18 protein-coding genes are annotated in these 24,488 nt (G+C 67.3%); 7 read left to right on the forward strand and 11 right to left on the reverse strand.

Annotated features, from left to right (window positions below; all coding sequences use genetic code 11):
- Positions 1-13: 13 nt before the first annotated feature.
- Complete coding sequence (locus AC5P7S_RS01360) at positions 14-631, reverse strand: DUF4126 domain-containing protein (RefSeq protein ID WP_005419792.1); 618 nt, start codon at positions 629-631, stop codon at positions 14-16.
- A 179-nt stretch (positions 632-810) separates the two neighbouring features.
- On the opposite strand from AC5P7S_RS01360, the gene AC5P7S_RS01365 reads away from it, so the two are divergent.
- The 5 genes from AC5P7S_RS01365 (at position 811) to ampE (ending at position 4,506) form a co-directional block, all read left to right on the forward strand.
- Positions 811-1,554 carry a DUF6776 family protein gene (locus AC5P7S_RS01365; RefSeq protein ID WP_005419791.1) on the forward strand — a complete coding sequence of 248 codons (744 nt, stop codon included), beginning with the start codon at positions 811-813 and terminating at the stop codon, positions 1,552-1,554.
- 4 nt (positions 1,555-1,558) lie between these two features.
- Entirely contained in the window at positions 1,559-2,023 is a 465-nt protein-coding gene (locus AC5P7S_RS01370; RefSeq protein WP_053497672.1) for a bactofilin family protein, read from the forward strand.
- A 31-nt stretch (positions 2,024-2,054) separates the two neighbouring features.
- Positions 2,055-2,447, forward strand: coding sequence for an iron-sulfur cluster insertion protein ErpA (erpA, locus tag AC5P7S_RS01375; RefSeq protein WP_005419789.1), 393 nt, complete (start codon positions 2,055-2,057; stop codon positions 2,445-2,447).
- A 119-nt stretch (positions 2,448-2,566) separates the two neighbouring features.
- On the forward strand, positions 2,567-3,472 hold the full coding sequence (nudC, locus tag AC5P7S_RS01380; RefSeq protein WP_095378400.1) for an NAD(+) diphosphatase: 906 nt from the start codon (positions 2,567-2,569) through the stop codon (positions 3,470-3,472).
- Between the two features lie 146 nt (positions 3,473-3,618).
- The gene (gene ampE / locus AC5P7S_RS01385; RefSeq protein WP_072168916.1) at positions 3,619-4,506 is read left to right on the forward strand and encodes a regulatory signaling modulator protein AmpE; all 888 of its coding nucleotides are present in this window, start codon (positions 3,619-3,621) and stop codon (positions 4,504-4,506) included.
- A gap of 583 nt (positions 4,507-5,089) precedes the next feature.
- Here ampE and AC5P7S_RS01390 read toward each other — a convergent pair.
- The 10 genes from AC5P7S_RS01390 to AC5P7S_RS01435 form a co-directional block, all read right to left on the reverse strand.
- Positions 5,090-5,515: a DUF2752 domain-containing protein gene (locus AC5P7S_RS01390; protein ID WP_095378401.1), complete on the reverse strand. Its 426-nt coding sequence runs from the start codon at positions 5,513-5,515 to the stop codon at positions 5,090-5,092.
- Positions 5,516-5,558: 43 nt separating this feature from the next.
- The gene (locus AC5P7S_RS01395) at positions 5,559-5,837 is read right to left on the reverse strand and encodes a CD225/dispanin family protein (RefSeq protein WP_005419785.1); all 279 of its coding nucleotides are present in this window, start codon (positions 5,835-5,837) and stop codon (positions 5,559-5,561) included.
- 34 nt (positions 5,838-5,871) lie between these two features.
- Positions 5,872-6,159, reverse strand: a complete 288-nt coding sequence (locus tag AC5P7S_RS01400; protein WP_005419784.1) for a CD225/dispanin family protein — start codon at positions 6,157-6,159, stop codon at positions 5,872-5,874.
- 229 nt (positions 6,160-6,388) lie between these two features.
- Entirely contained in the window at positions 6,389-8,278 is a 1,890-nt protein-coding gene (locus AC5P7S_RS01405) for an MFS transporter (RefSeq protein ID WP_095378402.1), read from the reverse strand.
- Positions 8,279-8,376: 98 nt separating this feature from the next.
- Complete coding sequence (locus AC5P7S_RS01410) at positions 8,377-9,171, reverse strand: SDR family NAD(P)-dependent oxidoreductase (RefSeq protein WP_005419782.1); 795 nt, start codon at positions 9,169-9,171, stop codon at positions 8,377-8,379.
- A 138-nt stretch (positions 9,172-9,309) separates the two neighbouring features.
- A complete protein-coding gene (gene yccS, locus AC5P7S_RS01415) occupies positions 9,310-11,487 on the reverse strand; it encodes a YccS family putative transporter (RefSeq protein WP_095378403.1) in 2,178 nt (725 codons plus the stop codon).
- A 95-nt stretch (positions 11,488-11,582) separates the two neighbouring features.
- Positions 11,583-13,652, reverse strand: a complete 2,070-nt coding sequence (locus tag AC5P7S_RS01420; protein ID WP_095378404.1) for a TonB-dependent siderophore receptor — start codon at positions 13,650-13,652, stop codon at positions 11,583-11,585.
- Positions 13,653-13,938: 286 nt separating this feature from the next.
- Positions 13,939-17,061 (reverse strand): efflux RND transporter permease subunit, encoded by a 3,123-nt coding sequence (locus AC5P7S_RS01425; protein ID WP_495213592.1) that lies wholly within the window; start codon positions 17,059-17,061, stop codon positions 13,939-13,941.
- Between the two features lie 31 nt (positions 17,062-17,092).
- Entirely contained in the window at positions 17,093-20,326 is a 3,234-nt protein-coding gene (locus AC5P7S_RS01430) for an efflux RND transporter permease subunit (RefSeq protein ID WP_095378405.1), read from the reverse strand.
- 74 nt (positions 20,327-20,400) lie between these two features.
- A complete protein-coding gene (locus tag AC5P7S_RS01435; protein ID WP_069140039.1) occupies positions 20,401-21,645 on the reverse strand; it encodes an efflux RND transporter periplasmic adaptor subunit in 1,245 nt (414 codons plus the stop codon).
- Between the two features lie 186 nt (positions 21,646-21,831).
- On the opposite strand from AC5P7S_RS01435, the gene AC5P7S_RS01440 reads away from it, so the two are divergent.
- Positions 21,832-23,151 (forward strand): M20 family metallopeptidase, encoded by a 1,320-nt coding sequence (locus AC5P7S_RS01440; protein ID WP_053500212.1) that lies wholly within the window; start codon positions 21,832-21,834, stop codon positions 23,149-23,151.
- A gap of 491 nt (positions 23,152-23,642) precedes the next feature.
- Entirely contained in the window at positions 23,643-24,461 is an 819-nt protein-coding gene (gene queF, locus AC5P7S_RS01445) for an NADPH-dependent 7-cyano-7-deazaguanine reductase QueF (RefSeq protein WP_095378207.1), read from the forward strand.
- Positions 24,462-24,488: the final 27 nt, after the last annotated feature.

The following is a 24,488-nucleotide window of genomic DNA, read 5'->3' on the forward strand; positions in this document are numbered from 1 at the left end:
ACAAGCCCGGTGCTCAGCCGGTACCGGTGTGCCCTGGCGGTGCTGCCGATGCACCGCGCGCCAGCCAGCGCACGCCCTTCCACAGGGCGCGCCAGACCAGCCACACCAGCAGCGCACCGGCCAGGCTGCAGGCCAGTACCACGATCAGCGCGATCCACGGGTGTGCCAGGGCGAGGGCCAGGCCACCGATCACGACGGTGTCTTCGGCCGCAGAGGCGACCCAGTTGCTGGCCGGTTCCGGCGAGGTGTTGAGCAGGGCGCGGGTACCGGCCTTCAGGCCATGGCTGGCCAGGGCGACGCCGGCGCCGGCGGCGAGCGCACCGGTGCCCAGCTGGCCATCCGGCGACAGCGTGGCCGCCGCAAGGAATGCGCCGGCCGGTACGCGCGCGAGCGTCTGCACCAGGTCCCACACCGAATCCACGCCAGGGATCTTGTCGGCGAAGAATTCGGCCACCGCCAGCGCCGCCGAGGTGCCCAGCACCCACCAGGATTCGGTGGCCTGCAGGGCGGGGGGGAGGTCGACCCAGCCAAGCAGCCCGGCCAGGCCGACACCGAACACGGTGAGGTAGACGCGGATACCGGCCAGCCAGGCCAGCAGGATGCCGATCACGAACAGGTGGGCTTCGGTCATGGCGGTGCTCCGGCGACGGAACTGTGCAGGGGGCCACACTATCGACGATGGCGTGCCTGAACGCCACCGACCGTGGCCGGCCACTGCGCAGGAAACCCACCCGTCCTGTCATACACTAGCCCGTCGTTTGCCAAAGGGGCCGTACCGGTGTCGCCCTTGCGATACCCCGGAAACCACCCATGACCAACCGTCCTCCCATGCGCGTGCAGGTCCGCCTGCCCGGCGCGCCGCAACCGCCTGCCGACCGTCGCCGCCTGCTGGTGATCGGCGGCATCTGGCTGCTCAGCCTGGTGCTGGCGGTGCTTGGCGGCTGCTGGATGGCCACCCCGCGCGATGCCCAGGGCCAGCGCCTGCAGGCCGCCGAAAAGCGTGCCGAGGCGCTGCAGGCACAGCTGACCGAGCTGCGCCAGAAGCAGGCCACGCTGGAAGCCTCTGACCGCATCAGCCGTGCCGCCAATACCGAGGTGCAGTCCTCGCTGGCAGAGCGCGATGAGGAAATCGCCGGGCTGCGCGCCGATGTTGCCTTCTATGAGCGGCTGGTCGGCTCGACCAGCCAGCGCAAGGGCCTGAACACCCATTCGATCGAGTTCAGCCCGGAAGCGGCCGGCACCTGGCAGTACACCGCCGTGCTGACCCAGAACCTCAACCGCGGGGCCATCAGCCAGGGGCAGATGCGCTTCACCGTGGAAGGCGTGAAGAACGGCAAGCTGGCCACGATCAGCTGGGATGATCTGCACCAGCGCAGCAAGGTGCCGGGACAGGACTACTCGTTCCGGTACTTCCAGCAGCTCACCGGCAGCGTGATGCTGCCGGCTGACTTCACCCCGCAACGCGTGCGGGTGACATTGGGGAGTGGTACGGGGGGTACCACCCAGGTATTCGACTGGAAACAGGCCGGTGCGCCGGCCAGCAAAGGGGAGTAGGCAGATGTTCGGAAGCAGCAAATCCAACCGTGAAGGCCAGCTGGTGGTGGATGCCCTGATCGGCAACCAGGTGGTGATCCGCGGGGATGTGGAATTCAGTGGTGGCCTGTATGTGGAAGGCCGCATCCACGGCAAGGTGATCGCCGCCGAAGGCGCCAGTGGTGCGACCCTGACGGTTGCCGAGCACGGCGTGATCGAAGGTGAGATCCGGGCCCAGGTGGTGGTCATCAGCGGCCGCCTGGACGGCGATGTACACGCCACCGAGAAGGTCGAGTTGACCCCGAGCGCACGGGTCAATGGCAACGTCCATTACCAGGTGGTGGAGATGAACGCGGGCGCGCAGCTGAACGGCCGCCTGATCCATGCCAGCGCCCCGATGGCAGCCTTGCCGGCGCCGGAGGGCGAAGACGCCCATGATGGCAAGGGCGATACCGCCGCGCGTCGCAAGCTGGCCGAGGCGATGGCTTGAAAGCCGTCGTCGGCACCCCCATGCTGGCAGCATGAGCACGCTAGTCTCCCTGCCCGGCGCCACCCCGGTTGCCGCGCCCGATTACCAATCGCTGGAGCGCCCGCTGAACTTCACCGAGTCGGCGGCCGCCAAGGTCAAATCCCTGATCCAGGAAGAGGGCAACCCCGACCTGGCCCTGCGTGTGTACATCGAGGGAGGCGGCTGTTCGGGCTTCCAGTACGGGTTCGAGTTCGACGAGAACCGTGCCGAGGATGACCTGGCGGTACAGACCAGCGGGGTGACCCTGCTGGTCGACCCGCTGAGCCTGCAGTACCTGATGGGCGCGGAGGTGGATTACACCGAGAGCCTGACCGGTGCCCAGTTCGTGATCCGCAACCCCAACGCAAAGACCACCTGCGGCTGCGGCAGCAGTTTCAGCATGTAAGCAGGGCGCGGGGCCTGTGTCCCGCGCGACAAGGTGTGTGGAGCAAGCTCCGCAGCCACAGGCAGTTTCCGCAAAGCCTGCGGCTTGCCACCTGCATCGATTGGCGGCACGCTTGGCGGATGCCCAATTCTCCTTCGCCGCTTTCCGGTTTCGCCTTTGTTGGCGAACCGTTGGAGCGCGCCGATGCCCTGCGCGAAGATGCTGATGTACTGGCGCGCCTGTGGCCGGGCGCGCGCATCCTCGTCCTCGATCACGATGGCAGCGCCTTCACCGGCGATGACGACCAGCCGCTGGCGCTGACCGGCGCCGACGTCGGCGGTGGCCCGGGCGCCGCAGTTTTCCTGGGGCTGCGCGGTGATCAGGCATGGTTCTCGGTTGAAGCCAGCAATGTCACCGCGAGCGCGCCACGCCGACTCGATCTGCGCCAGGCTGCGTTGTTGTGGCCGATGGCCGATGCCACCGCTTTCAGCTATGCCCGTGGCATGTCCTACTGGCACTCGCGCACCCGCTTCTGCGGCGTATGCGGCGGCGCGGTGGCGTTTGCCCGTGGCGGCTTCGTCGGCCGTTGCGCGCAGTGTTCCACCGAACACTATCCGCGCGTCGATCCGGCGGTGATCGTCGCCGTGGAAAACCAGGGCCGGCTGCTGCTTGGCCGGCAGTCGAACTGGGCCCCGCGCCGTTACTCGGTGCTGGCCGGCTTCGTCGAACCCGGCGAGACCTTCGAGCAGACCGTGGTGCGCGAAGTCCATGAGGAGAGCAAGGTGCGGGTGACCGCCTGCCAGTACCTCGGTTCGCAGCCGTGGCCGTTCCCCGGCGCGCTGATGGTCGGCTTCCGTGCACAGGCGCATGACGACCTGCCGACCGTGGATGGCGAGCTGGAAGACGCGCGCTGGTTCAGTGCCGACGAGGTCGGCGCCGCGTTGGCGCGCGATGTGGAGGACGACGGCCAGGGCATCCGCCTGTCGCCACCGATCTCGATTTCGCGGTGCCTGATCGAACACTGGTACCGCCAGCAGCGGGGCTGAGTCGGCGTTTCGGCCGGGCCGGTCGTGGCAGCTGTATTGCCGCCACCTGAACACGGCCCGGGTTACAGTCCGGTTCACCCGCGAGGGCACCGCTGCGACAGGTAAGGTAGCGGCGCCGAGCGTTCTGTTTCGTAGGGAGACCTGCCATGTTCACCACTCTGGCCGCCGTGCTGGTGGCGCTGGCCCTGGGCCACGTTGCCCCGGCCGCTGCCGCCTCGATGCGCCGTTTCGACGGCTTCCGGCGCTGGCTGGGCTGGCTGGACGCGCGTGGTGGCAAGGCCTGGCAGGGACCGGCTGGAGTGGCGCTGGCGCTGCTGCCGCCGTTGCTGCTGATGGGGCTGCTGGCGTGGCTGCTGCGCGGAGTGCTGTTCGGCCTGCCGTCGCTGCTGCTGGGTGTGGCCGTGCTGGCCTGGTGCTGGGGGCCGCGTGACCTGGATCGGGATATCGAAGCGATCATTGATGCGGACGACGCCGCGACGCGGCAGGCAGCCGTGCGCAACCTGCAGGCCGCCGGTGGCAGCCTGCGCGAAGACGTGCCGTCGCTGGTCGAGGCGACCGTGCTCAATGCGCTGCGTCGCTGGTTCGCGGTGCTGTTCTGGTTCCTGCTGCTGGGCCCGGCCGGTGCGCTGGGCTACCGCTTGCTGGCGTTGATGGCGGAAAGCCCGATGCGTGCACGCGTGCCGGTGGAGCCGCTGGCGCTGGCGCAGCGCCTGCTGGGCTGGATCGAGTGGCCGGTAGCGCAACTGATGGCGTTCTCGATGGCGCTGGTCGGCAACTTCGATACGGCGTGGAAGGCCTGGCGCCAGGCCCATGGCGAACGCCTGGTCGGCACCATCGGGTTCCTGGGCGCGGTGGCGCGGGCCAGCGTCAACGCCGAGCTGCGCGAGGACGCGCACGATTACACCGAGGCGGGGCTGTTGCCGGTGTGGCAGCGGCTGCCGGACCTGCGTGATGCGATGAGCCTGGTGTGGCGGATGCTGCTGCTGTGGCTGGCGATCCTCGCCCTGCTGGTGATTGCGGGCTGGGTGACGTAGTTGCTGTTGCAGGGCTTGTAGCCCTGCACCTGCAGAGGCCAACGCCAAAGCCAAAGCGGCTCTGGGTTGCTGAGGGTTGGGCGGGGCGGTGTGGGGCTGCAGGACACGCCGTAAACCCCCAAACCGGCCCAGCCGCTGGCGGCTGTGCGTTCGGGCGCTTGCGAAGCAGTGCTTCGCAAGCAAAGCGCCCTCACCCCTGGGGGCTCGATGGCGCCATCCATGGCGCCAACGGTCCTGCGGCCCCACACCGCCCCACCCCCGACAGTTTCGCGGTGACGGTGGGTCAACTGCGACTGCCGGTGGGTGTCGACCTTGGTCGACACGGTAGATCCACGCCATGCGTGGATGCAGAGCGAAGCGATCCGCTTCCGCTTTTGATCTTCTCTTTCTTTTCCGTGGTGGACGCACACGGAAACTGTCCGTGGCCGGGCGGGTGGGCTGCGCAGGGGCGTGAGCCGCATGGATGCGGCGACCGAGCTTACATGGACGTACTTGCAGCGCCCCCTGCGCAGTCCACCCGCCCGGCCAATCCCATGACCGACAAACGCCGCCCACCACGAGGGGCTGCGCCGTTGGCTGGAAACTAGACCGGTGCCAGCGCCGTGAACGGTGCCCACGGCAGGTTACGCAGCAGCGCATACCCAGGCAGTACCCAGAGCCAGAACGTGGGATTGGCCAGCACCCGCATCAGCGGGTCCAGCAGGCGCGGACGGATGCCGGCGATGTTCAGCAGCATCAGCAGCAGGAAGGGCAGGCTGATGACCAGCAGCGGGTTCATCGCCATCGCGCCGGGCAGGTCGAAATGGACCAGCGAATACAGGCAGCGGGTGCTGCCACAGCCCGGGCAGTACAGGCCGGTCAGCGCGTACAGCGGGCAGCTCGGCAAGGGATTGCCGGCGACATACGGATTGACGTTGCGCAGCACCAGCGCGGCACCGGCGGCCAGGCCGGTGGCGGCCAGCAGCGGTGCCCAGCGGGCCAGTCGGGATCGGGTGGGCAGTGCGGACATGCAGCAACGGATCCGGCGCAGGCGCCGGATCCGTCCACGCGGATCAGTAGCCGCTGTTGCTCATCGCACCCATGCCGCCGAGAGCGACGATCAGGATGCCGTACAGCACGCCGACCACGACGGCGGCAATGGCCGACCAGATGGCCCACTTCTTGGCCTTGGCCGAGGATTCCTGGGCACCGGCGATGTCGCCAGCGGCCAGCTTGCCGTTGACCTGGGCGGCGTAGACGATCGACACGATGCCGGCCGGCAGGCAGCAGAACAGGGTGCTCAGGATGGCCCAGACCAGATTGTTCGGGACCTGCGGAGTGGCGGTATTCACGGGTTCAAGCTCCTTGATGGGTGGTGGTGGTGAATCATTGGTCGGAAAGAGCGCCCAGTACGGCCAAGCCGCCGAACAGCCCGAACCACAACAGCAACAGGACCGGCAGAGCCACGGCCGAAGCCACCGCCCACCAGCCCGCCTTGCGCGACGCGCTGTAGGCCCCCGGCAGGTCGCCGGCCGCGCGGCGGCCATCGACCTGGGAGGCATAGACGATCGACACCACGCCCAACGGCAGGCAGCAGAACAGCGTCGTCAGGATCGCCCAGACCAGATGGTTGGGGATGTAGACGGGACGGCTGAGCGGTGGCGGTTGATTCAAAGCAAGACTCCATTCCTTGGTGGCCGGCCTTGGTGCATTGGCCGAACCTCCCCCCTGTGGGTGCGTAATCTACCTCAACCTGCGCTGCATGTATGCGTTTACAGTCAGATGATGGCGTGTATGGCCCTTGACTGGGCGCTATTTGACGGGCCTCTGTCATGAGACAGAGGCCGTCATTCCGGGGATTGGGGCTATCGCCTGGAAGCGCTACCGACGGCCGCCGGGCCGATCAGGCGTGATCGCCACGCAGGGCCCGCACCTGCGCCTCCAGCACCGGGGCGCGGGTGGCGTGGCCATCAACGGCCGGTGCCGCCACCACCTCGACCGTGGCGCGGAAACGGCGCGGCACCCGCATGCGGCCGAGGCGGCTGTCGCGGCGACTCCACATGCTCGACCACATGCCGCGCAGCGCCATCGGCACCACCGGCACCGGCCGCCGCTCGAGGATCTTCTCGACGCCGGACTTGAACGGCGCCATCTCGCCGTCGCGGGTCAGCGCACCCTCGGGGAAGATGCAGACCAGTTCGCCTTCGGCCAGCGCAGCGTCGATCTCGTCGAACGCCCGCTGCATCAGTGCCGGGTCTTCGCGCGCACCGGCGATCGGGATTGCCTTGGCGGTCCGGAAGATCCAGCGCATTACCGGGATGTTGAAGATCCTGTAGTACATGACGAAGCGCACCGGACGCGGAATCGTCGCCGACAGGATCAGCGCGTCCATGTAGCTGACGTGGTTGCAGACCAGCAGCGCGGCGCCTTCGTCGGGCACGTTGGCCTCGATGCCGTGCGGGCGCAGCCGGTACAGGGTGCGCACCATCAGCCAGCTGAGGAAGCGCATCAGGAATTCAGGGACGATGGTGAAGATGTAGATCGCCACCAGCGCGTTGGCGATGGCCAGCGCCAGGAACTGCTGCGGAATGGTCCAGTGCAGCAGCGTGTGCGCGGCCAGCGACAGCAACGCCGCAGCGACGATGAAGCCCGAGTTCTGGATGTTCAGTGCGGCGAACACGCGCGACATCTGCGCCTTCGGCGTGCGGCTCTGGATCAGCGCGAACAGCGGCACCACGAAGATGCCGGTGAACAGGCCGATGCCGATCAGGTCGATGACGATGCGGATGCTGCCGGGCTGCTGCAGGAACGGACCAATGGTCAGCCCGTGCACGGCCGCTTCGCCGCTGCGGGCGAAGTACAGGTCCAGCAGGAACGCGGTCATGCCGAACGCACCCAGCGGCACCAGGCCGATTTCCACCGTGCGTGCCGACAGCTTCTCGCACAGCAGCGAGCCGACGCCGGTGCCGACCGAGAACAGGGCCAGCGCAAAGATGTACAGGGTCGGCTCGCCGCCCAGGTTGGTCACCGCGTAGGCCGGTAGCTGCGAGGTCAGCACGGTGCCAACGAACCAGAACCAGGACACGCCCAGGATCGAGTTGCGCACGGCCTTCTGCTGGCGCGCCATGCGCAGTACCGCCAGCGATTCCGGCAACGGGTTCCAGTTGATCTTCAGGGTCGGGTCGCCTGCATCGACCCTGGGAATCAGGCGCGCGGCGATGTTGCCGCAGATCGCCAGGGCGATGATCGCGCACGCAGCCACCACCGTACCGTGGCTGCCGGCCACGGTGAACACCAGGCCGCCAACGATCATGCCGGAGAGAATCGACATTGAAGTGCCCATCTCGACCAGGCCGTTGCCGCCGGTCAGTTCCTCGGGCCTGAGCACCGACGGCAGCACCGAATACTTCACCGGGCCGAACAGGGTGGACTGCATGCCGGTACAGAACAGCGCGACCAGCAGCACCGGCAGGCTCTGGGTGAGGAAGCCGGTGGCCGCCAGCGACATGATCACGATCTCCATGGTGGTGGTGATCACGATCAGCCGCGATTTTTCCAGTTTGTCGGCGATCTGTCCGGCCAGCGCCGAGAACAGGAAATACGGCAGGATGAAGATGGCCGGTGCCAACGTGGCGTACAGCCCGAGTTCCTCCTCTGGCACGGCCATGAACAGCAACATGCTGATGATCGCTTGCCGGTACACGTTGTCGTTGAAAGCACCGAGCGCCTGTACGACGAAGAACGGCAGGAAACGGCGCTGGCGGAGCAGGGCAAACTGGTTGTGACCGGACATGGAACCTCCTTGACCGGCGCAGCCTAGCATTCCTGCCCATCCGCTGTGGGTGCGGACCTGTGGGTGCGGACCGCTGGTCCGCACACCTGCCAGCACCCTCAGACGATATCGTCGACCACGCCGCCGTCCACGCGCAGCGCTGCCCCGGAAGTCGCCGAGGCCTGTGGCGAGGCCAGGTACACCACCATGTTGGCCACTTCCTCGACCGTAGCGGTGCGCTGGATCACCGAAGACGGCCGGTGCGCCATCACGAACTCGCGGCCGATCTGTTCCAGCGGCTTGCCGCTGCGCTGGCGTTCATCCTCGAACATCGCGGCGAAGCCATCGGACAGGGTCGGGCCAGGCAGCACTGCGTTGACGGTGACGCCACTGCCGGCCACGCGCTTGGCCAGGCCGCGTGACAGTGACAGCTGCGCGGTCTTGCTGACCCCGTAATGGATCATATCGGACGGAATGTTGCGCGCCGATTCGGACGAGATGAACAGCACGCGGCCCCAGCCGGCATCGACCATCGCTGGCAGCAGCGCACGCGACAGGCGTACGCCGGACATCACGTTGGTCTGCCAGTAGCGCTCCCAGGTGGCGTCATCGGTCTCGAAGAAGTCCTGCGGGCCGAAGATGCCGGCGTTGTTGACCAGGATGTCGATCTTCGGCAGCCCAGCCAGCAGCATATCGACACCGGCCGCATCGGAGAGGTCGGCGGCGACACCGAATACGTCGGCTCCCGGGACGGCCGCGAGCAGATGCTGGCGGGCGCGCTCGACGCTGTTGGTGCTGCGGCCATTGAGAACGACCCGCGCACCAGCGCTGGCCAGGCCCTGGGCGATGGCCAGGCCGATGCCGGCGGTGGAGGCGGTCACCAGCGCGGTGCGGCCGCTGAGTTCGATTTTCATGGTGATGATCCGGGGCGGGAGCTGCCCAGTATCCGCGTGGCGGCGTGATCGAACTGCATCGCCAGGGGCAGCGCGCCGTTGCACGCGGCGCAGCAGATCCACGCCCTGCGTGGATGGGATGCCCGCAGCGATGACGGATCAGGTCAGGTTGGTCACCGCCTCATTGGCCGCGGCACGCACCTTCGGCAGCATGCGCAGTACCAGCGCCATCTGGGTACGGATCAACTGCAGTTTCGGCGGCATCGCCTCGTCGATCTGCTCCAGCTCGGCGGCCACCGCGCGGTCGGCGTCGTTGTCATCGTCCGCGACCGGTTGCCGCGCGGTCAGCGCCGTCGCCAGCTGCTGAAGTGCCTTGCGCACGCGATCGCCCGCGGCCAGCGCCAGTAGATCGCCAGCGTAGCTGTCCACCTGGTCGCGGTGCGCACCCAGCGCCGACAGATGCCCCAGCAGCGTGTTGGACAGCGCCAGGAAGCGGAAGCCGGCATCCAGGTTGCGGCGCACGTGGCCGGGTTCGCGCAGCATGTTCGACAGTGCGGTGGACAGCGCGGCGTCGGCGTTGTGCATGTCGCGGCGGGCGATGCGGTAGGCCAGGTCGTCGCGCATGCCGCTGCGGTACTGGCCCAGCACCGAATCCAGGTAGCGAGCCGCAGTGTCCAGCACGCGTGCCAGGACGAGATGCAGCTGCCGGCCCTGCCAGTCAGGCAGGATCAGGAATGCTGCCGCTGCTGCGATCGCGCAGCCCAGCAGCGTATCGACCATGCGCGGTACGATCAGCACGAAGCCATCACCGATCAGGTTGAAGCAGGTCAGTGCCATCACGGTGATCGCGGCTGATGCCACCAGGTAGCGGTCGGTGCGGGTGAAGAAGAACAGCAGCGCAGAGAGCAGGGCGATCAGCAACTGCACGTGCAGCTGCGGGAACAGCTGCAGCAGTGCCCAGGTCAGCACCAGTCCGGCGACGGTGCCGACGATGCGCTGTGCCAGGCGCTGGCGGGTGGCGCCGAAGTTGGGCCGGCACACGAACACGATGGTCAGCAGCACCCATGAACCGTTCTGCGCATTGAACAGCCGGATCGCTGCAAAGCCGGCGATCAGCGCCAGTGCCATGCGCAGGCCATGGCGGAACAGCACCGAGCCGGGCGTGAACTGCTGGCGGATGCGCACGCCCATCTCGCGCAGGGTATGCGGGTTGCTGTCGCGCAGGCGGGTGTCGACGTTGTCCAGGCTGGCTTCGGAACGTTCGGCATCCAGCAGGCGGCGCTCGATGCTGCGCAGGTTGTGAACCAGCAGGTCCAGCGAGCCGAGCAGGCGCTGCCACTGCGGGCGCTGCTGGTCACGCAGGTAGGCCAGCGCGTCTGCCAGGTCGCGCCCGGCCTGCTGGTTGCTTTCACCGTATACGAACGGACGACGCAGCCGGATCGCCTCGCCCAGGCGGGCACAGGCCTGGCCCTGCAGGTCGAGCAGGCGCTGGCAGCGGTAAAGCACATCGCTGTGGAAGAAGGCGTCCACCAGCGCGCCATACGGGTAGTGCGAGGAACTGGCGCGCTCGTGGAAATCCTGCGCCATGTAGTACAGGCGCAGGTACAGGCCGGAGTTCACCCCGGGCCGGCCGGAGCGGCCGAAGCGGGCAAGGATCGCTGTCTTGGCCTCGTTCAGTGCACCCACCACACGGCGGTTCTGTTCGGCCAGGTCGAGCTGGCGACGTTGCAGGTCGGCTTCGCGCACCGGCTCGAACAGCGCAGCCTTCAGCTGCAGGTAGCGGCCCAGCTCAAGGTACAGCTGCGCCACGCGTTCGCGCACCGGCCGGTTGGCGAACAACGCGGCCCACAGGATCGACAACAGCCCGTACCAGACCGCACCGGCCAGCAGATGGCTGACCGCTTCCAGTGCGCTGTGCAGGTCGCTGGCACCATGTTGCTCCAGGCCGATCATGGTGTAGATCGCCAGCGTCACCGTGGCCTGGGCAATGGATGCGTAGCGCTCGCCGAGCGCGCCAAGCAGGGTCAGGCCGAAGGTGGACAGTGCCAGCGCGCCGATGAAGATCCACGGCCACGGAAACAGCCAGATCACCGAAGCCGCCGCAATGCAGAAGCACAACAGGGACAACACCACGGCCTTGGTCCGGCCCCACCAGTTGTCGTCGGTTTCTGCGATGGCGCTTGCGATGATGCCGAGGAACACGCCGGGCAGGGCGGTCAGCGCCTCGAACTGCCAGCACACGGCCACGGCCGCGGTCAGCGCGATGAACACGCGCAGGCCGTAGCTGGCCTTTTCGTGGGCCCACAGTCGGCTGAGGCGGGATTGGCGGGCGGACATGCAGGCTCGGTGGAAGGGTCTTCCACCATTATTGCGGGCTGCGCGTGAAATATGGAGTGCGGACCAACGGTCCGCACCCACGGTGCTGCCGGACCCTACATGTCGAACCGCACGCTCACAGCGAACGTGCGTGGCAGGCCTGTGCCGGCGTTGGACCAGTACTTCCGGTTGGCCAGGTTCTCGACGCTGGCGCGCACGGTCAGCGGATGACCGGAGGCGAGCAGGCGGTAGCCGATGCCTGCATTGACCAGCGTGTAATCGGGCAGCTTCAAGGTGTTGTCGGCGTCGTACCAGACATCGCCGTAGTAGCGCACCGCGGCGTATGTTTCCAGGCCATCCACCCACGGCAGCTGGTAGGTGGCGTGCACGACCCCGCTCCAGCGCGCCGCACCGGCGGTACGGTTGCCCTCCTGTGCAGCGCTGGCCGGGGACAGCCTGTCGTAGGTCGGGTCCAGCCAGGTGACGCCTCCGCCAACCGTGAGGACATCGCTGAGGTGCAGGTCGGCACTGGCCTCGATGCCTTCGTACAGCGTGATGCCGTCCTGCACCAGGCGCTTGCCGGCCGGTGTGAGTTCATCGATGTTGGCGCCACGTTCCAGCCGGAACGCCGCCACGTTCGCGTTCCAGCGCGCGGCCTCGGCCTTCGCGCCGATCTCATACTGCTTGCTGAGGGTCGGGTCGAGCACATCACCGGCGTTGACGTAGTTGTTGCCTACGCGGCTGCCCGCTTCCAGCGATTCGATGTAGCTGGCGTAGAGGGTGACCGCCTCGCTGGGCTTGAACATCACGGCATAGGTCGGTGTGACCGGATAGGTGTGGTAGCGACCCTTGGTCTCGTAATCGTTGTAGCGCCAGCCCGCCAGCACCGACCATCCGCTGCCGAGATCGACGGTATCGCTTGCGAACACGGCCTGCTGCACGGTCTCGTCGCCACGGGTCATCATCCGTGAACCGACGGCGTCATGGCGGATGTCATGGCGCTGGTACAGGTTGGCGCGGCCGATCAGGCTCCATTCGTAGGGACGGTCCCAGCCCAGCCCGGTCTGGTGACTGATGCCTGCCACCACCTGATGCTGCAGCGGACCGGTGCGGAAGCTGCCCTGCAGCATCGCCTGGGCCAGCCTCCACTCGCTCTTGCCACCCAGTTCATAGACGTTGACGTCATAGTCGCCATTGGGCGAATCGATGTAGGCGAAGATCTTGTTGACGTCATTCCACGAGGTGGTGACGCCGTAACTCAGGCTGGTTTTCCAGTCGCTGTTGATCTGCCAGTCCAAGCGGGTCGACAACAGGCTGGAACGAGTGTCGTAGTAGGTGCCGGGGACACTGTTGCCGGTATTCCCGGCGATCGGTCGCGGCAACGAGGTCAGTCCGCGGAAGTAGTACTGCGGCGATTCCTCGCGCAGGTCGCGTGACTGGAACACGCCGTCGAAGGTCCAGATCAGTGCGTCGCTCAGGCGCGCGTCCAGCGACAGTGCGCCCACCTTGCGATCGACGTGGCCACCATTGAAGGTCTCACCCTTTTCCTCGAAAGCATTGAAGCGATAACCGAACATCTGCTCGTTGCCGAAGCGGCCGCCGACGTCCATCCCGGCACTGACGATGCCCTGCTCGCGCCAGCCCAGCTGGGCGGAGAAGGTGGGCGTATCGGTCGGCTTCTTGGTGATGTAGTTGACGATGCCACCGGGGGCACCGAAACCATAAAGGAATCCACCCGGGCCTTTCAGCAGATCGACCTGTTCCATCACTTCCAGCGGCCACTCGGTACCCCACGAGGAAACCTGCAGGCCATTGACGCGATAGCTGTCGAAGTTCAGGTCGATGCCACGGTTGCGGATCGGCGAACTCCAGCCACTGGCATAGGCGCTGACCTGGGTGGTGACCGAAGGGTCGAGCAGGAACGCTTCGCCCAGCGAGACCACTTGGCGCTGCTCGATCTGCTCGCGGCCCACGGCGGTGATCGCGAACGGGGTATCACGCAGCACGCGATCACCAAGGGCGCCGGTATCGGCGTGGGTGCGTTCGGCTGTGACCTTCACCGCATCCAGATCGCTGGCACTGCGGTTCCGATTGGTGCGCTCGGGTACGGACTGGGCATGCGCGGCACAGGCCAGTGACAGGGAAACGGCAAGCAGGGCCGGGCGGCAGAGTGGGTGCAGGAGCATGGTTCAGTCATCCTCGGCGAACGGCCACGCGCCATCCGCCCGCATGGGGGGAAAGGTTGATGGCTGGGATCACGCAGGCTTGCCGGAGAGGGCAGCGGGGCGCCGCGAAGGGGCGCAGGACCATGGCTGGAGGGGAATTGTTCTCTTTTCGTTACAGCACGTCAAACCGGGAGGCGTGCGGACCAACGGTCCGCACCCACCCTCCGCGCCGGTGGTAGTGCCGGCCGCTGGCCAGCAGATTCGCAGTACCGAGAACTAGATCCACGCCATGCGTGGATGGGCTCTACTACGCCCGCTGCGCGCGCTTGAGCAGCTTCGCTTCGCGCCTGCGCGCGCGACGGGCGCGCCAGCGCTCGGCCAGGCAGGAGAAGATCACGTACAGTGCCGGCGTACTGAGCAGGGTCAGGCTCTGCGAGAACAGCAGGCCGCCGATCATCGCGATGCCCAGCGGGCGGCGCAGCTCGGACCCTTCACCCAGGCCGATCGCCAGCGGCACTGCGGCCAGGATCGCGACCATCGTGGTCATCATGATCGGGCGGAAGCGCACGATGCTGGCCTCGCGTGCGGCATCGCGCGGCGCCAGCCCATGCTCGCGCTGCGCCACCAGTGCGAAGTCGATCATCATGATCGCGTTCTTCTTGACGATGCCGATCAGCAGCACCAGCGCGATCATCGAGATCACCGACAGCTCGGTGTTGGTGCCGAACAGGGCCAGCAGCGCACCGACACCCGCCGCCGGCAGCGTGGACAGGATGGTGACCGGATGGATCAGGCTCTCGTAGAGCATGCCCAGTACCAGGTACACGGTCAGGATTGCGGCGAACACCAGGATCAGCATGTCGCTGGGATCGGAGTTGAAGCCGAAGCCCGCATCGTCGGCCAGGCGGATGTCGCCGGGCATGCGCATGCCGGCCACGGTCGCGTCGATGATCGCCTTGGCCTCGCCCATGCTCACGTTGGGAGCCAGGTTGTAGCTGAGGTCCATCGTCGTGTACTGGTTCTCGTGGGTGATCTGCGATGGGGCCAGGCCAGGCATCTGCGTGGCCACCGCGGTGATCGGCACCATGTCGCCGTTGCGCGCACGCACGTACACCTCATCCAGCGCCGCCGGGGTGGCGGTCTGCGAGGGCAGGGCATTGACCACGACGCTGTACTGGTTGATGTCCGAATAGATGGTGGAGATCTGGCGCTGGCCGAACGCACCATACAGCGCGCCGTCGATGGCGCCCACTGTGATGCCCAGGCGCGCGGCCTTTGCGCGGTCGATCTGGATGTTCTGGCGCAGGCCGGCATTGTCCACGTCGGTCCCGACGTCGCGCAGCTTCGGGTTCTTCTTCAGTTCCGCCTGCAGCTTGGGCAGCCATTCCTGCAGTGCGGCCAGGTCGTTGCCCTGCAGCGAAATGCGGTACTGCGCGCCCTGGCTGGAACCGCCGCCATCGTTGCTGGGCAGGTCCTGGATCGCGCGCAGGCGCAGCTGCAGGTCGGGATAGCGATCGGCCTTGGCGCTGAGGCGCGCCAACGCATGCGCGGTGGTTTCGCGGCGGCCGTCACTGCGAGATTTCAGCTCGATGTTGAACTGTGCACTGGAGCCCTGGCGGCCGCTGCCCAGGCGTACACCCACCGTCTTCACCGCCGGGTCGGCCATCAGCATGTCGGTGATGCGGCGCTGGCGCGCGACCATGTCCTCGAACGACACGGTGGCACTGGAGTTGGCGCGGCCCCAGATCAGGCCGGTGTCCTGCGGCGGGAACGCGCCCTTCTTCACCGCGCCGAACAGGAAGATGGTGACGCCGATCAGGATCAGCGGCGTCAGCGACAGCAGCAGCGCGTGGCGCAGCGAGAAGTCGAGGAATACGGTGTAGATGCGCAGCATGCGCTCGTGGCCGGCGTCCAGCCAGCGGCCGAAACGCGACGGCGGCGCGCTGTGGTCGTGCGCGCTGAGGAAGCGGCTGCACAGCGCCGGGGTCAGCGTCAGCGAGACGATCATCGAGACCACGATGGCCGCCACCAGGGTGACGGTGAACTCGCGGAAGAACGCGCCCATCATGCCGCTGGCGAACAGCAGCGGGATGAACACCGCCACCAGCGAGGCGGTGATCGAGACGATGGTGAAGCCGATCTCGCGCGCACCGGTCAACGCCGCCTGCATGCGCGGCATGCCCTCGTCGAGGTGGCGCATGATGTTCTCGATCACCACGATCGCATCGTCGACCACGAAGCCGATCGCGATCACCAGCGCCAGCAGGCTCAGGTTGTTCAGGGTGAAGCCCATCACGTACATGACCAGCGCGGCGCCGGCCAGCGACAGCGGCACGGTCACCGCCGCGATCAGGGTGGGTGCCAGCCGGCGCAGGAACAGCGCCATGGTCAGCACCACCATCGCCAGGCTGATCAGCAGGGTGATCTGCACTTCATGCAGCGACGAACGGATGGTCGGCGTACGGTCGAAGTACGGCGTCATCGTGGTGCCCGGCTGCAGGTAGTCGCGCAGGGTCGGGATCTGCGCCTTGACCCGGTCTACGGTCTCCACGATGTTGGCGCCGGCGCGGGTGAACACGTACATCACCACCGCCGGCTTGTGGTCGAACCACGCCGCCTGGTAGGCATCCTGCTGGCCGTCGTAGACGTTGGCGATGTCCTTCAGGCGGATCACCCGGCCGTCGCCCTGGGTCTTGACCACCAGGTCGGCGAAGTCGGCGGCGCGTGCCACCGAGTCGTTGGCGATGATCGCCGTGGTGGTGTTGCCATCGCTGAGGAAGCCGGTGGGCGAGGTTACGTTGGCCGCGCGCACCGCGTTGCGCAGGTCATCGGCGGTCAGGCCCAACGCGTTCATCAGGCGCAGGTTGACATCCACGCGCACCGCCGGCGTCGACGCGCCAGCGATGTCGACCGAGGCGACGCCGCTGATCTGGCGGATGCGCTGCGCCAGCAGCGAGTCGGCCACGTTGTAGAGCTCGTCGGCCGACTGCGTCTGCGAGGTCAGCGCGATGGCGATCACCGGGTCGTCGTTCGGATTCGCCTTCTGGTACATCGGCGAGCCCATGCCCGAGGGCAGGTCGGCCTGAGCCGAGTTGATCGCCGTTTGTACATCCAGTGCCGCCGAATCGATGTTGTGGCCGCTCTGGAAGATCATGAACACCAGCGAGCTGCCTTCCGAGCTCGACGAGCGCATGCGATCGATGCCTGGCAGCTGGCCGAGATGGCGTTCCAGCGGCGCGTTGACCGTCGAGGCCATGGTCGCCGCGTCGGCGCCGGACTGGCTGGCATGCACGAAGATCACGGGGATCTCGATGTTCGGCAGCGCCGATACGCCCAGGCGCAGGTAGCAGATCAGGCCGACCATGAACAAGCCGATGGCCAGCAGCGCGGTGCCGATCGGGCGGCGGATGAAGGGGCCGGACAGGTTCATCGTGCGGCCGCCCACGGCAGCGGGGCGTGGATCATGCCTGCGGCTCCTGCAGCGAACCCTCGCGCAGCGCACGCTGTTCGCGGCGGCGCGCCAGCCACTCGGAGAAGCGCTCCATGTACAGGTAGATCACCGGCGTGGTGTACAGCGTGACCAGCTGCGACAGCAGCAGGCCACCGACGATGGCGATGCCGAGCGGGCGGCGCAGCTCCGAGCCGATGCCGGTGCCCAGTGCCAGCGGCAGCGCGCCGAGCATGGCCGCGGCGGTGGTCATCATGATCGGGCGGAAGCGCAGCAGGCAGGCGCGGCGGATCGCTTCGTGCGCGTTGGCGCCGGCGCGGCGGGCTTCGATGGCGAAGTCCACCATCATGATGCCGTTCTTCTTGACGATGCCGATCAGCAGCACGATGCCGACGATGCCATCCACCGACAGGCTCAGCCCGCACAGCATCAGCGCCAGCAGCGCGCCGACACCGGCCGGCGGCAGGGTGGAGATGATCGTGATCGGGTGGATGTAGCTCTCGTAGAGCACGCCCAGCACGATGTAGATCACCACCAGCGACGCCAGCAGCAGCCACACCACATCGGTCTGGCTGCCGGTGAATTCAGCGGCCTTGCCGATGAATTCGGCATGCAGGTGTGCCGGCATGTCCAGGCTGTCCTTGGTCTCCTGGATCGCACGCACCGCTTCGGACAGCGAATAGCCCGGCGCCACGTTGAACGACACGGTCACCGCCGGCAGCTGCTGCTGGTGGCTGACCACCAGCGGGGCGCTGCTGACCTTGCCTTCGGCCAGCGCCGACAGCGGGATGATGTTGCCGGCGCCGACGGTGATGCCGGTGTTCTGCGCGCCGATGCCGGTGGCGGTGGACGAGTTGGAGGAGGTGACCTGGCCGAAGCTGGTGGCATTGGTGCCGGTCAATGCGCCGGCGCCGTTGGAGGCGACGGCCAGCTGTTCCATCAGCGCTGTGCTGGTGCGGAACTCCGGTGCCACTTCCAGCACCACGCGATACTGGTTGAGCTCGGTGAAGATGGTCGAAATCTGGCGCTGGCCGAACGCATCGTAGAGCGTGTCGTCGATGGTCTGCATCGGCACGCCCAGCACGCTGGCCTTGTCGCGGTCGATGTTCAGCTCCAGGGCGCGGCCCTGGTTGGACAGGTTGTTGTCGACGTCGGCCAGTTCCGGGCGCTTGCGCAGCGCTTCGGTCAGGCGCGTGGCCTGGGTCGCCACCGTCGCCGAATCCACGTCCGACAGCGAGTACTGGTACTCGGTGGCGGCCACGCGGGTATCCAGGGTCACGTCCTGCACCGGTTTCAGGTACAGCGCCACGCCCGGAATGCCGGCCACCGCCTTCTGCAGGCGCGGCAGGATCTCCTCCAGCCCATCGCGCTGGCTGCGCTCCTTCAGCACGATCGACAGCTGGCCCTGGTTGAGGGTGGGGTTCATGCTGCCGGCGCCGATGAAGGCCGACACGCCGGTCACGTCTGGATCCTGGCGCAGCGCTTCGGCCACCTGCCTGGTGCGCTGCTCCATCTGCGGGAAGGCGATGTTCTGGTCGGCCTGCACCACGCCGGTGATCAGGCCGGTGTCCTGTTCGGGCAGCAGGCCCTTGGGGATCAGCACGTACAGCAGCACGGTCAGCACCAGCGCGCCACCGGCCACGGCCAGGGTCAGCCGCTGGTGGCCAAGCACCCAGTCCAGGCTGTGCTCGTAGAGGCCGACGGTGCGCGTCCACAGGTTCTGCTTGCCGGCCGCCGCCGCCCGCTCATGCGCGTCCTCGCCCTCGGGCAGGGCATCGGGCTTGAGCAGGTAGGCGCACATCATCGGGGTCAGCGTCAGCGAGATCAGCATCGACAGCACCACGGCGATGCTCAGCACCCACGCGAACTCGTGGAACAGGCGGCCGGTGACGCCGGGCATCAGCAGCAGCGGCAGGAACACCGCCACCAGCGAGACCGTCAGCGACAGCACGGTGAAGCCGATCTGGCGTGCGCCGATCTCGGCCGCTTCCTTGCCACTCTTGCCCTGCTCGATGTAGCGCACGATGTTCTCGATCATCACGATCGCATCGTCGACCACGAAGCCGGTGGCCACCACCAGCGCCATCAGCGAGAGGTTGTCCAGCGACATGCCGGCGAAGGCCATCACCGCGAAGGTGCCGGCCAGCGACAACGGCACCGCCACCGAGGGAATGATCGTGGCCCACAACCGGCGCAGGAACACGAAGATCACCGCCACCACCAGCCCGATGGTCAGGATCAGGGTGAACTGCACTTCATGCACCGAGGCGCGGATGGTCTCGGTGCGGTCGTTGAAGATCTCCAGGTGCACGTCGGCTGGCAGCACGCCCTGCAGCTGCGGCAGGATGGCACGGATGCGCTCGACGGTCTGCACGATGTTGGCACCGGGCTGGCGGCGCACTTCCAGCAGTACCGCCGGCTTGCCGTCGGCCCAGGCGGCAAGCTGGTCGTTCTCCACGCCATCGATCACCTCGGCCACGTCCGACAGCCGCACCGGGCGGCCGTTCTTGTAGCTGATGATGGTGTCGCGGTACTCGGCGGCGCTGGCCAGCTGGTCGTTGGTGCCGATGCTGTAGGACTGGGTCTTGCCGTTCAACGAGCCCTTGGGCGCATTGACGTTGGCCTGGGTCAGCGCGCTGCGCAGCTGCTCCAGGGTCAGGCCCATGTTCGACAGCTGCGCCGGATTGACCTGGATGCGCACGGCCGGGCGCACATTGCCGGCGATCGAGACCAGGCCCACGCCCTGCACCTGCGACAGGCGCTGGGCCAGGATGGAATCGGCGTAATTGTTGACGTCGCGCAGCGGGCGCGTGTCAGAGGTCAGTTTCAGGGTGACGATGGCCGCGTCGGCCGGGTTCACCCGGTTGTAGACCGGCTGGTAGGGCAGCGACGAGGGCAGGGTGGCCTGGCGGATCGCCGCCTGCACGTCCTGCGCGGCGATGTCGATGTCGCGGTCCATCGAGAACTGCAGGATGATCGTCGACAACCCGGCCGACGAGTCGGAGGTCATCAGCTCCAGCCCGGAAATCTGCCCGAACTGGCGCTCCAGCGGGGTGGTGACCAGCGAGGCCATGGTGGTGGCGTTCGCACCGGGGTACTGGGTGGTGACCACCAGGCTGGGCGCATCGATTTCCGGCAGCGCCGACACCGGCAGCTTGCGGTAACCGAGGATGCCCAGCAGCAACAGGCCCGCCATCAACAGCGAGGTGGCGATCGGGCGGCGGATGAAGATCGTCGAAAAGCCCACGGACTGATCCTTGCTGGCACTTCAATGTCGGCGCCGGCAGGTCCGCCGGCGCGAGGGAGATCAGTGGCCTGCGCTCAGCGCGGGCCACCACCGCGACGGCCACCGCCGCCTGCGTTCTTCTGTTCGGCCGCCTTCAGCTCGGCCTCGGTCGGCGCGGCCGGGGTCTCGCCCGGCTTCAGCGCGGTGACCTTGCTGCCCGGCTTCAGGCGGAACTGGCCTTCGCTGACCACCCGCTCGCCACCCTTGAGGCCTTCGGCGATCTGCACCTGGCTGTCGCCCACTTCCACGCCGCTGCGCACGGTCTGCATCTTCACCGTGTTGTCGCCCTGCACGACATAGACGTACTCGCCGTCCGGGCCACGCAGCACCGCCTGGGTCGGAATGACCACGCCGCCGCCGATGGTGCGCAGCTGCATGCGCACGTTGACGAACTGGCCCGGCCACAGGCCGTTGTCGGTGTTGTCGAATACGGCGCGCGCCTTGAACGTGCCGCTGTCGGCACTGATCAGGTTGTCGACCACATCGAGCTTGCCGTCGCCGGACAGCACGTGCGAATCGGCGCGGTCCAGCGCCGCCACCGGTACCGTGCCGGCGGCCTGCGCCTGGCGCACATCGCCGAGCTGGCGCTCGGGCAGGTTGAACAGCACGTGGATCGGATGGATCTGGGTCAGCGTGACCAGCGCGGTACCGGCGCTGACCACGTTGCCGGCGTCGACCGCACGGATGCCGGCGATGCCTGAGATCGGCGCGGTGACCCGGGTGTACTGCAGCTGCACCTGCGCCGAGCGCATGCTGGCCTCGTTGGCGGCCACGGCGCTTTCGTACTGTGCCACTTGGTTTCGCTGTGTATCCAGATCGGTCTTGGCGACGTACTGGCGATACTCCGGCGCGTTCGAGCGCTGGTAGTTGGAGCGCGCGGTGGCCAGCAGGGCCTCGTTCTGGCGCTTGGCTGCAGCGGCCTGGTCGTAGCTGGCCTGGGCGGTGCGCGGGTCGATCACCGCCAGCACATCACCCTGCTTCACTTCCTGGCCTTCACGGAAATTCAGGCTCATAAGCTGGCCGCCGACCTGCGGGCTGACGGTGACGGTGTTCATCGCGGTCACCGTACCCAGCGCGCTGGCATACACCGGCACGTCCTGGCGCGTGGCCTCCACCACGGTCACCGGCACTGGACCGGCATTCGGATCTTCGCCGCCCTGGCGCGCGCCCGCAGCAGGTTTTCCAGCCTTGTCCTTGCCCCCGCCAATGACGCGCAGGCCGACCACGGCCAGCACCAGGATCGCCACGACCAGCAGCACGATCTTCCAAACACGTGACATTACGAGGACTCCGAGAGGGCTGGACCGGACGGGACGCCGGGACAATGCGCAAAGCATACCTGTGCCACATCACGTTTCCTGCATGACGGATGGGACGGGCGCTAAGACCGGATGCGGCACCGGAGGTTCCCGTGGCGCCGGTGTTGCCCTACATTCAGCTGGAACCCTCTTGCTGTGGAGATTGCGATGCGCCGTTCGCTGCTGCTGTCCGCCCTGCTGCTGGCCCTGCCGGCGCTTGCCCATGCCCAGGACGGGCAACGCCCGGAAGTGACCGCCGCCGCGCAGCGGCTGCAGGCCCAGGTGGTCGAATGGCGTCGTGATTTCCACCAGCACCCGGAGCTGTCCAACCGCGAGGCGCGCACCTCGGCCGAGGTCGCCAAGCGCCTGCGTGCGATGGGCCTGAAGCCGAAGACCGGCATCGCCCACCACGGCGTGGTGGCGATCATCGAAGGCGGCAAGCCGGGTCCGAAGATCGCATTGCGTGCAGACATGGACGCGTTGCCGGTGACCGAGCAGACCGGCCTGCCGTTCGCCTCCAAGGCCACCGACCAGTACCGCGGGCAGACCGTGGGCGTGATGCATGCCTGTGGCCACGACGCGCATACCGCCACCCTGCTCGGCGTGGCCGAAGCGCTGGTATCAATGAAGAAGGACCTGCCGGGCCAGGTGATGCTGATCTTCCAGCCGGCCGAGGAAGGCGCGCCGCCGCCGGAAGAGGGCGGTGCCGCACTGATGCTGAAGGAAGGGCTGTTTGCCGACTTCAAGCCGGAGGCAGTGTTCGGCCTGCATGTGTTCTCCAGCGTGCAGGCCGGCCAGATCGCTGTGCGCGGCGGCCCATTGATGGCCGCCTCGGATCGCTTCGGGATCAAGGTGATCGGTCGCCAGACGCATGGCTCGGCACCGTGGAACGGTGTTGACCCGATCGTCGCCACCGCCGATCTGGTCGGCACCGCGCAGACCATCGTCAGCCGCCGCGCCAACCTGTCCAAGCAACCGGCGGTGCTGACCTTCGGCGCGATCAACGGCGGCATCCGCTACAACATCATTCCCGATGAAGTGGAGATGGTCGGCACCATCCGCACCTTTGACGAAGGCATGCGCCAGCAGATCTTTGCCGACCTGCGCAACGTGGCCGAGCACACGGCCGCCGCGCACGGTGCGAAGGCGGTGACCGACATCTACGAGTCGGAGGGCAACCCGGCCACGGTGAACGACCCGGCGCTGACCGCGAAGATGCTGCCGAGCCTGCAGGCGGTGGTGGGCAAGGACAACGTGTACGAGCCGCCGCTGCAGATGGGCGCGGAGGATTTCTCGCTGTACGCGAAGGAAGTGCCGGGCATGTTCTTCTTCGTCGGCTCCACCAGCGTGGGCATCGACCCAGCGACGGCGCCGGCCAACCATTCGCCGAAGTTCCTGCTGGATGAGAAGGCACTGGATGTGGGACTGCGGGCGTTGCTGCAGGTGAGCCTGGATTACCTGCACGGTGCCGGCACCCCGGCGGGGTGAGGGTTTCCGGCAGGGCTTGCAGCCCTGGGTACGCGAAATCGCATGCGCGCTGTCGCTCCCACAGTTCGCTGCGCGAACGGTGGGCCCCCCTTACCAGCTTCCAGACCCCTGCCGCTTCGCGGCCGCCCCCTGACTCAGGGGGCTTTCCTCCAGACCCGATCCCGTGGCTTGCCGGTAGATCCACGCCATGCGTGGATGGCAGACATCGAAAATGTCCGAAGGATCGGATTTTGATTTTCTGATCTTTCCCGTGGTGGATCGGCGGCAGAAATGTGTCCGGGGGCCGGGCGGGTGGGGATGGCGGGGTATCCGCGCCATGGACGGCGCGGCTAAGCCTCCAGGGACGGATTCACGGCGTCCCCGCCAGCCCCACCCGCCCGGCCCGCATCCGGGAGTCGGGGCTTCCCGCGACCAACCCACCCACCACGGAGGGGCTTCGCCGCTGGCCGGCCCGGCCGAACGCCCGCCCTCCGCGCGATACAATGACCTCCATGAACACCCCACAGGATTCCAGCCTCGGTCGCGAGGTCAGTTACCCGTCGCAGTACGATCCCGGCCTGCTGTTCCCCATCCCCCGCAGCGGCGCCCGCGCCGAGATCGGCCTCGATGAGGCCGCGCTGCCGTTCGTCGGCCACGACCGCTGGCACGCCTTCGAGCTGAGCTGGCTCGACCCGCGTGGCAAGCCGCAGGTCGCCGTCGCCACGGTGCAGGTGCCATGCACCTCGCCGCGGCTGATCGAATCGAAGTCGTTCAAGCTGTACCTCAACTCCCTCAACAGCACCCGCATCGACAGCGCCGAGGCACTGCGCGCGCGCCTGGTGGCGGATCTGTCGGCCTGCGCCGGTGTGCCGGTCCAGGTCGAGTTCGGCCTGCCAGGCCTGCGCGAGACGCCGCTCGGCGAGTCCATCGACGGGCTGGAACTGGAGATCGACTGCTACGGCCCGCCGCAGGCGGACTTCCTCGCCGCCGATGCGGGTGAGGTGGTGGAAGAAACCCTGGTCTCGTCGCTGCTGAAGTCCAACTGCCCGGTCACCGGCCAGCCGGACTGGGCCACGGTCAGCCTGCGTTACCGCGGGCCGAAGATCGATCGCGCGGGCCTGCTGCGCTACTTGGTCAGCTACCGTGAACACGCCGAGTTCCACGAGCAGTGCGTTGAGCGGATCTTCAGCGAGGTATCTGCGCGCTGCCAGCCACAATGGCTGGAAGTGGAGGCCCGCTATACCCGCCGTGGTGGCCTGGACATCAACCCCTGGCGCGCCAGCCCCGGCATCACCGCCCCGGCTGCGACCTACCGCGAACTGCGGCAGTAACCGGTAGTGCCGGCCGCTGGCCGGCAA

The sequence above is a fragment of the Stenotrophomonas sp. YJH_SMC_32 genome, assembly GCF_059369975.1.